Source organism: Streptomyces sp. DvalAA-14 (assembly GCF_900091855.1).
GTDB lineage: Bacteria > Actinomycetota > Actinomycetes > Streptomycetales > Streptomycetaceae > Actinacidiphila.
The window spans coordinates 1-8,764 of record NZ_FMCH01000498.1; the positions used below are offsets into that span (position 1 = coordinate 1).

Annotated in this window: 8 protein-coding genes and 1 pseudogene; 6 read left to right on the forward strand and 3 right to left on the reverse strand. The window is 73.8% G+C overall.

What is annotated here, in order from left to right; translation table 11 throughout:
* Positions 1-300: 300 nt before the first annotated feature.
* The 4 genes from tsaB to GA0115240_RS26650 are packed head-to-tail and all read left to right on the forward strand — an operon-like array spanning position 301 to position 3,032.
* Positions 301-966 (forward strand): tRNA (adenosine(37)-N6)-threonylcarbamoyltransferase complex dimerization subunit type 1 TsaB, encoded by a 666-nt coding sequence (gene tsaB, locus GA0115240_RS26635; RefSeq protein WP_093740445.1) that lies wholly within the window; start codon positions 301-303, stop codon positions 964-966.
* A gap of 56 nt (positions 967-1,022) precedes the next feature.
* Positions 1,023-1,547 carry a ribosomal protein S18-alanine N-acetyltransferase gene (gene rimI, locus GA0115240_RS26640; protein WP_093740457.1) on the forward strand — a complete coding sequence of 175 codons (525 nt, stop codon included), beginning with the start codon at positions 1,023-1,025 and terminating at the stop codon, positions 1,545-1,547.
* A complete protein-coding gene (gene tsaD, locus GA0115240_RS26645; protein WP_093740447.1) occupies positions 1,540-2,775 on the forward strand; it encodes a tRNA (adenosine(37)-N6)-threonylcarbamoyltransferase complex transferase subunit TsaD in 1,236 nt (411 codons plus the stop codon). Before rimI ends, tsaD begins: the two co-directional genes overlap by 8 nt.
* Positions 2,772-3,032, forward strand: a complete 261-nt coding sequence (locus GA0115240_RS26650; RefSeq protein ID WP_093740449.1) for a hypothetical protein — start codon at positions 2,772-2,774, stop codon at positions 3,030-3,032. The genes tsaD and GA0115240_RS26650 overlap by 4 nt, the downstream gene beginning before the upstream one ends.
* Here the strand turns inward: GA0115240_RS26650 and GA0115240_RS26655 are convergent.
* Entirely contained in the window at positions 2,987-4,222 is a 1,236-nt protein-coding gene (locus tag GA0115240_RS26655; protein WP_093740459.1) for a class I SAM-dependent methyltransferase, read from the reverse strand. The genes GA0115240_RS26650 and GA0115240_RS26655 overlap by 46 nt on opposite strands.
* 287 nt (positions 4,223-4,509) lie before the next feature.
* Here GA0115240_RS26655 and groES point away from each other — a divergent pair, with 287 nt between their 5' ends.
* A complete protein-coding gene (gene groES / locus GA0115240_RS26660) occupies positions 4,510-4,818 on the forward strand; it encodes a co-chaperone GroES (RefSeq protein ID WP_093740451.1) in 309 nt (102 codons plus the stop codon).
* Between the two features lie 146 nt (positions 4,819-4,964).
* Complete coding sequence (gene groL, locus GA0115240_RS26665; protein ID WP_093740453.1) at positions 4,965-6,590, forward strand: chaperonin GroEL; 1,626 nt, start codon at positions 4,965-4,967, stop codon at positions 6,588-6,590.
* A gap of 111 nt (positions 6,591-6,701) precedes the next feature.
* On the opposite strand, the gene GA0115240_RS26670 is transcribed toward groL, so the two are convergent.
* Both GA0115240_RS26670 and GA0115240_RS26675 read right to left on the reverse strand, forming a co-directional pair.
* Positions 6,702-7,478: an SDR family NAD(P)-dependent oxidoreductase gene (locus GA0115240_RS26670; RefSeq protein WP_093740455.1), complete on the reverse strand. Its 777-nt coding sequence runs from the start codon at positions 7,476-7,478 to the stop codon at positions 6,702-6,704.
* Between the two features lie 79 nt (positions 7,479-7,557).
* A pseudogene (locus GA0115240_RS26675) lies at positions 7,558-8,344 on the reverse strand (GNAT family N-acetyltransferase).
* Between the last annotated feature and the right edge of the window lie 420 nt (positions 8,345-8,764).

An 8,764-nucleotide genomic window follows, 5' to 3' on the forward strand; every position in this document is an offset into this window, starting at 1 on the left:
CGGCGTCGGCCAGCGCGCCCGGCGCGCCCACGCGCCTGAGCGCCCCGACGAGCCCGGTGACCAGCGCGCCGGCCTTGATCCTCGTCACGGTCGCGTCCTCCGCTCGTCGTGCCGGCCGGCCGGGAACCGGGCGGATGTCAGCCGGTTGGCGCAATCCGCCCGCGCCCGCTGCCGCCCGGCTCCGCCGCCCGACCTCTGCTGTCCGCTTTGGTGGGAATTGCGTATTTGATCCGGTCCGACGGTAGCAGCCGTTCCGCCCACCGCCCCGGCGCCGCGAGCGCGCGCCGTACCCTGGGAGGCGTGCTCCTGCTTGCCTTCGACACCGCCACGCCCGCCGTCACCGCCGCCCTGCACGACGGGGAGCGGGTGCTCGCCGAGTCCACGGTGGTCGACGCCCGCCGGCACGGCGAACTGCTGATGCCCGCCGTGGACCGGGTGCTGACCGCCGCCGGCGCGACGATGCCCGAGGTCACCGGCGTCGTGGTCGGCGTCGGACCGGGCCCGTACACCGGGCTGCGGGTCGGCCTGGTGACCGCGGCGGCCTTCGGCGACGCCCTCGACGTACCGGTGTACGGGCTGTGCACCTTGGACGGGCTGGCCTGGGCGGCCGGCGAGGCCGGTCTCGACGGGCCGTTCGTGGTCGCCACCGACGCCCGGCGCAAAGAGGTCTACTGGGCCCGCTACGACGGGCCCCGGCTCCGGATCACCGAACCCGCCGTGAACCGCCCGGCGGACATCGCCGAGCAGGTCGGCGACCTGCCCGCGGTCGGGGCCGGCGCGCACCTGTACCCCGAGGTGTTCGCCGACCACCGGCCCGATCCGGCGCATCAGTCGGCCGGCGCGCTGGCGGCGCTCGCCGCGCACCGCCTGGCGGCCGGGGAGTCCTTCCCGCCCGCACTGCCGCTCTACCTGCGACGGCCCGACGCGCAGGTCCCCGCCGGCTACAAGGCGGTACTTCCGAAGTGACCGGGGCCGCCGCCGCCACCGGCGCCGCCACCGGCCGGGGCGTCCTCCTGCGGGACATGCGCTGGTGGGACCTGGACGCCGTCACCGCGCTCGAACACGACCTGTTCCCCGAGGACGCCTGGTCGCGGGGCATGTTCTGGTCCGAACTGGCCGACGCCGGCCACCCGGCGGCCAGTCGGCGCTATGTCGTCGCCGAGACACCGGACGGGCGGCTCGTCGGCTACGCCGGGCTCGCCGCGGTGGCCGGCACCGGCGACGTGCAGACCATCGCCGCCGCCCGCGACCACTGGGGCACCGGCCTCGGCGCCCGGCTGCTGACCGAGCTGCTGCGGACCGCCACCGCCGCCGAGTGCCACGAGGTGCTGCTGGAGGTCCGCGTCGACAACCCCCGCGCGCAGCGCCTCTACCGGCGCTTCGGCTTCGAACCCATCGGCCTGCGCAAGGGCTACTACCAGCCGGGCAACGTGGACGCGCTCGTGATGCGGCTGGCCGACCCCGGTGTCCCGTCCGGCACCGACCCCGACCCCGCTCTCACCGCCGGCGACGAGCCGGGCGTACAGGAAACAGAGATCCATGGCTGACGAACCCCTTGTCCTGGGCATCGAGACCTCGTGCGACGAGACCGGTGTCGGGATCGTGCGCGGGCACACCCTGCTGGCCGACGCGATCGCCTCCAGCGTCGACGAGCACGCCCGCTACGGCGGCGTGGTGCCCGAGGTGGCCAGCCGCGCCCACCTGGAGGCGATGATCCCCACCGTCCAACGGGCCCTGCGGCAGGCCGGCGTCAGCGCCCGGGACCTCGACGGCATCGCGGTCACCGCCGGACCGGGGCTGGCCGGCGCGCTGCTGGTCGGGGTCTCGGCGGCCAAGGCGTACGCGTACGCGCTCGGCAAGCCGCTCTACGGCGTCAACCACCTCGCCTCGCACATCTGCGTCGACCAGCTGGAGCACGGCCCGCTGCCCGAGCCGACGATGGCGCTGCTGGTCTCCGGCGGGCACTCCTCGCTGCTGCTCGCCCCCGACATCACCGGCGATGTACGGCCGCTGGGCGCGACCATCGACGACGCGGCCGGCGAGGCGTTCGACAAGGTGGCCCGGGTGCTCGGCCTCGGCTTCCCCGGCGGCCCGGCCATCGACCGCTACGCCCGCGAGGGCGACGCCGCGGCCATCGCCTTCCCGCGCGGCCTGACCGGCGGCCGGGACCCGCGGTACGACTTCTCCTTCTCCGGGCTGAAGACCGCGGTCGCCCGCTGGGTCGAGGCCCGGCGCCGGGACGGCCAGGAGGTGCCGGTCGCCGATGTCGCCGCGTCCTTCCAGGAGGCCGTGGTGGACGTGCTGACCCGCAAGGCGATCAGGGCCTGCAAGGACAACGGCGTCGACCATCTGATGATCGGCGGGGGAGTGGCCGCCAACTCCCGGCTGCGCTCGCTCGCCCTGGAGCGCTGCGCGGACGCCGGCATCCGGCTGCGGGTGCCCCGCCCGGGCCTGTGCACGGACAACGGCGCCATGGTCGCCGCCCTGGGCGCCGAGATGGTCGCGCGCGGGCGCCCGGCCTCCACCCTCGACCTGCCGGCCGACTCCTCGCTGCCGGTCACCGAGGTGTCGGTGCCGGGGTTCACGCATGGGGACGGGTCCGGTCCGGTGCGCGCCGCACTGGAGGTGCAGGCCCACCTCCACCCGCAGGCCGACTCCCCCGCGGACGCCCACGCCCCGGCCCGCTCCCATGACCCGGCCCGCTCCCATGACCCGGCCCACTCCCACGACCACGACCACGTGCACGAGTTGAGCAAGGACAACCTCTACGGATGACCGTCACCCTGATGTGGGAGGCCGCCGCCGCCGAGGGTTGCGGCTCCCAACTCCTCGACTGGGCACGGCGGCAGCAACTCACCGCCGCGCCCCGGCGGCTGGAGTTCCTCGTCGCGCCCGGCGACCGGGTGCTGGTGATCAGCTGGTGGGAGGAGCCCTACGACGCCGAGCTGCCCGAACTGCCGGACCCGCCGGAAGAGTTGGTGCGCCGTCAAGTGCACCGCTGGCGCTTCGTGTCGGTCTCGGTGGAGAGCTGACGCACTCGTGACGCACCGTCAACTTGCCTGCGTCCGATGAGCATCGCGGGCGCTCCCGCGACCCGGGTCAGGAAGACCGTCGCCGCGTTCGGACCCTGCGGCTTGACCCGGCGCCTGACCTCCTCCGGTTCCACCGCCGAACCACGCTTCTTGACCGTCAGCGTGCCCACCTCCCGCTCCCGCAGCAGCGCCTTGAGCCGCTTGAGGTTGAACGGCAGCACGTCACCGATCTCGTAGGCAGTGGCGTACGGCGTCGGCCGCCAGGCGTCCGCGGTCACATACGCGATGGTGGCGTCGATGAGCCCGCCCGCCACCTCCTCGGCGACGGCGGCGACCAGATGCGCCCGGATCACCGCGCCGTCCGGCTCGTACAGGAAGCGGCCCACCGGCCGCACCGCCGGGTCGGGCGGCAGCGACGCGGCCCGCAGCGCCGCCCCCGAGGGCAGCAGGGTGGCGCGTACCGAGCCGGGGGCGGTGCCGAACCACAGCGCCGCCTCCTTCACGTCGCCGCGGTCCGAGACCCACTCCGCCTCGGCGTCGGCGGGCACCGCCTCGTGCGGGATGCCGGGCGCGACCTTCACCGCGGCGAACGGGACCGTACGGGCCGCCGCCAGCGCCCAGGACAGCGGCGGGGAGTACGCCTCCGGGTCGAAGGTCCGCCCGCGCCCGGTGCGCCGTGCCGGGTCGACGAACACCGCGTCGTAGCCGGCCGTGGCGACCTCGGCGACATCCGCGCAGCGCACCTCGATACGGTCCGCGAGCCCCAGCGCCTCGGCGTTGGCCCGGGCCACCGCGCAGGTCAGCGGGTCGCGGTCGACCGCCAGCACCTCGATGCCGGCCCGGGCCAGCGCGATCGCGTCCCCGCCGATGCCACCGCACAGATCGGCCAGCCGGCGCACGCCCAGCGCCCGGAAGCGCTCGGCCCGGTGCTCGGCGACCGTCGTCCGGGTGGACTGCTCGACGCCGTCCGGCGTGAAGTACATCCGGTGCGCGTCCCGCGGCCCGAACTTGGCCACCGCCCGCTGCCGCAGCCGCGCCTGCCCGAGCGCCGCCGAGACCAGCCCGGCGTCGTACGTCCTGCGCAGCCGAGTCGCCACCGCCAGATCGGCGGCCGGATCGTGGTCGCGCAGGCCGGCCAGCAGCGCCCGGCCGTCCTCGGTCAGCAGGTCGCGCAAGCTGTCGGGATCCACCGGACCATTGTCGGGCACCGCGCGGCCGGCGCCGCGCCGCCCCCGGCGGGGCGGCACCGGACCCGTCCGGACTGCGCGCCGGGGGCGCGCATGCACCCGTCCGGAGCACGCCACTGGCACTCCGCTTGACCGAGTGCTAAGAGCGTCCTAGTCTCAGTTCTGGCACTCGGCACCGCTGAGTGCCAGAACTCAGCGACGGGCAGGTCCGGCACCCGCGACGACGGGCCTACCAGGTCGCCGACCCAGACAGACACTCCCGTGAGCCCTTTGAAGGGGGAGGTCGGATCGTGACGACCGCCAGCACCAAGGTTGCCATCAAGCCGCTCGAGGACCGCATTGTGGTCCAGCCGCTCGATGCAGAGCAGACCACGGCCTCGGGCCTGGTCATTCCGGACACGGCGAAGGAGAAGCCCCAGGAGGGCGTCGTCCTGGCCGTCGGCCCGGGCCGCTTCGAGGACGGCAACCGGCTGCCGCTCGACGTCTCCGTGGGGGACGTCGTGCTCTACAGCAAGTACGGCGGCACCGAGGTGAAGTACAACGGCGAGGAGTACCTCGTCCTCTCGGCGCGCGACGTCCTCGCGATCGTCGAGAAGTAAGTCTTCCGGCTTCACCGCACAGCCGTGATCCCGCCCCGGGTTCTCCGTGTCCATCAGGCCGGGGGCCCCGGGGCGGTTTCGTTGACCGTCCTGCCGATGACAGACGACGACACCTGACTGACGAGTAGACGAGGTAGTTCCCAGGCATGGCCAAGATTCTTAAGTTCGACGAGGACGCCCGTCGCGCGCTCGAGCGCGGCGTCAACAAGCTCGCCGACACCGTGAAGGTGACCATCGGTCCCAAGGGCCGCAATGTCGTCATCGACAAGAAGTTCGGCGCCCCGACCATCACCAACGACGGCGTGACCATCGCCCGTGAGGTGGAGCTCGACGACCCGTACGAGAACCTGGGCGCCCAGCTCGTCAAGGAGGTGGCGACCAAGACCAACGACATCGCGGGTGACGGCACCACCACCGCGACCGTGCTGGCCCAGGCGCTGGTCCGCGAGGGCCTGCGCAACGTCGCGGCCGGCGCCTCCCCCGCCGCCCTGAAGAAGGGCATCGACGCGGCCGTCAAGGCCGTCTCGGACGAGCTGCTCTCCTCCGCCCGCGCGATCGAGGGCAAGGAGGACATCGCCGCCGTCGCCGCGCTGTCCGCGCAGGACAAGCAGGTCGGCGAGCTGATCGCCGAGGCGATGGACAAGGTCGGCAAGGACGGTGTCATCACCGTCGAGGAGTCCAACACCTTCGGCCTGGAGCTGGAGTTCACCGAGGGCATGGCCTTCGACAAGGGCTACCTCTCCCCGTACTTCGTCACCGACCAGGAGCGGATGGAGGCCGTCCTCGACGACCCGTACATCCTCATCCACCAGGGCAAGATCGCCTCCATCCAGGAGCTGCTGCCGCTGCTGGAGAAGGTCATCCAGGCCGGCGCGTCCAAGCCGCTGCTGATCATCGCGGAGGACGTCGAGGGCGAGGCCCTGTCCACCCTGGTCGTCAACAAGATCCGCGGCACCTTCAACGCGGTCGCCGTCAAGGCGCCCGGCTTCGGTGACCGCCGCAAGGCCATGCTCGGCGACATCGCGGCCCTGACCGGCGCGACCGTCATCGCCGAGGAGGTCGGCCTCAAGCTGGAGAACGCGGGCCTGGACCTGCTGGGCAGCGCCCGCCGCGTCACCGTCACCAAGGACGAGACCACGGTCGTCGACGGTGCCGGCGACAAGGCCGAGATCGAGGGCCGGATCAACCAGATCAAGGCCGAGATCACCTCGACCGACTCCGACTGGGACCGCGAGAAGCTCCAGGAGCGCCTGGCCAAGCTGGCCGGCGGTGTCTGCGTGATCAAGGTCGGCGCGGCCACCGAGGTGGAGCTCAAGGAGAAGAAGCACCGCCTGGAGGACGCGATCTCCGCGACCCGCGCGGCCGTCGAGGAGGGCATCGTCTCCGGCGGTGGCTCCGCCCTGGTCCACGCGGTCAAGGTGCTCGAGGACAACCTGGGCAAGACCGGCGACGAGGCCACCGGTGTCGCGGTCGTCCGCCGCGCCGCCGTCGAGCCGCTGCGCTGGATCGCCGAGAACGCCGGCCTCGAGGGCTACGTGATCACCGCCAAGGTCGCCGACCTCGAAAAGGGCCACGGCTTCAACGCGGCCACCGGCGAGTACGTCGACCTGATCAAGGCCGGCGTCATCGACCCGGTCAAGGTCACCCGCTCCGCGCTGGAGAACGCGGCCTCCATCGCCTCCCTCCTGCTCACGACCGAGACCCTGGTCGTCGAGAAGAAGGAAGAGGAGCCGGCCGAGTCCGGTCACGGCGGCCACAGCCACTCCCACTGACACCGGACGCACCCGGCACCAGCGCCACGTCCGAGCCGCGGCCCGGTCCGCCCTTCACCGAAGGGCGGGCCGGGCCGCGGCCGTTCCGGCGCGCGGCGGCGGCCGCCGCGATCAGAGCTTCGGGTCGTACGCGCGCGTCGTGCGCCCCGAGGCGGCGGCGAACAGCGACGGCGGGACGTGCCGGGCCAGCGCGACGGCGAGTTTGTAGCGCGGGTCGGGCACGCTGACGATCCGGCCGCGCGCCAGGTCGCGCAGGGCGCTGGCGACCACCTTGTTCGGGTTGAGCCACGCCCAGGCGGGCGTTCTGGACGGGTCCATGCCCGCGCGCCGGTGGAACTCGGTCCGCACCAGGCCCGGGCACAGGGCGAGGAAGCGGACACCGGAGCCGTCGAGTTCCCGGGCGATGCCCTCGGTGAAGCGGACCACCCACGCCTTGCTGGCGCCATAGGTGCCGCGGGGCATGAAGGCCGCGACCGAGGCGACGTTGATGACGAAGCCGTGGTGCCGCTCGCGCATCGCGGGCACGGCCGCCGAGGTGAGCCGCAGCACCGCCTCGCAATGGACCTTCAGCATGCGCAACTCGTCGCTGACGGCGGCGTCCAGGAAGACTCCGCGGTGCCCGAACCCCGCGTTGTTGACCAGCACATGCACCGGGCGCCCCGGTTCGCGCAGGCGCGCCTCGACGGCGGCGATCCCGTCCTCCTCGGCGAGATCCGCCGGCAGCACCTCGCTCGTCGTGTCGTACCGGGCACTCAACTCCGTGGCGGTCCGCCGCAGTCGCCCCTCGTCGCGGCCGACCAGCACCAGGCGGTGACCCCCGGCCGCGAGCCGCCGGGCGAAGGCCGCGCCGATACCGGAACTCGCCCCGGTGATCAGTGAAGTGGTCATACGGGCAGGGTAGACCGGCCGCGCCGAGCGGCATCGTCCGTGGCGTGCGGCACGCTCCGGGCGACGCGCGGCACAGCACTCACCCCTGGAGGAGGTACGGCGTGGTGACGCCGAGCGGCGCGAAGCCCAGGCGCCGCAGGATCGGACGGCTGTCGTCGGAGGCGTCCACCTGGAGATAGCGGATGTTCCTGGCCGCGGCGATACGGGCCCGGTGGGCGATCAGCGCCCGGTAGATCCCGCGTCCGCGCCAGGCCGGCACCGTGCCGCCACCCCACAGACTCGCGAAATCCGTCCCCGGGTGGAACTCCATCCGCGCCGAGCTGACCGGCCGCTCGCCGGCCATGGCGACCACCGCGGTGAGGGCGTCGGGGCGGTGCGTGAGCTGGTCGAGCAGGCGGGCGTTCAGCCGGCTGTCGTCGCCGCCGAACGCGCCCGCGTGGACCTCCGCCATCAGCGCCAGTCCGGCCGCGTCGGTCACCGGCTCCAGCCGTACGCCGGCCGGCGGCTGTACGTCGAGCGGCAGCGCGGCCACCTCGGCGACCATCAGCGTCTCGGCCGGCTCCGGGGTGAAGCCGGCCGCGAGCAGCCGCGCGCCGAGATCGGCCGGTCGGTCGTGCGCGTACAGCTTCCACTCGAACTCCCGCCCGACCCCCTCCGGCCCGGCCAGCCACCGGACCTGCTCGGCGATCGCGGCATCGGCGGTGTCCTCGTCCAGCGCGGACCACAGCACCCCGGTCCAGCCGTCCGCGCTCTCCCCCGTCTCGCCGCACCACCCCGCCGACCCGCTCCACCCGCGAGCCGGGCTCCGCGGGCGCCTCCCGCCGCATCTGCTCATCAAACAGCGCACGTACCGCTCCGGTATCCACCCGCGCATTCCAGCACGCCGCGCCGCCCCCGTTCCAACCACTTTCCCCCCGCCAACGCGGGTCCGGCGAAGCGGGGGGTGCCCCACCAGGGGCGCGAGGAACTGCGCGCCCAGCCGGCGTCGGGCTGCAGTCGAGGGGCGGCCGTAACCGCCCCCACTTGTGGGCGCCGCCCGCGGGCCTCGCCCCGTCAGGGGCGCTGGGGGTACCCGCGGACGGAGTCTGGGGGCGGAACGCGCCCGGCCCGCGCCGGGCTGGAGTCCGGAGGCGGCCGTAACCGCCCCTCACCTGTCGGCGCCGCCCGCCGGCCTCGCCCCGTCAGGGGCGCGAGGAACTGCGCGGCCAGCCTGATCGGGCTGGAGTCCGGGGCGGCCGCAACCGCCCCTCACCTGTCGGCGCGAGGGCGCCGGGTTCGCCCCGTCA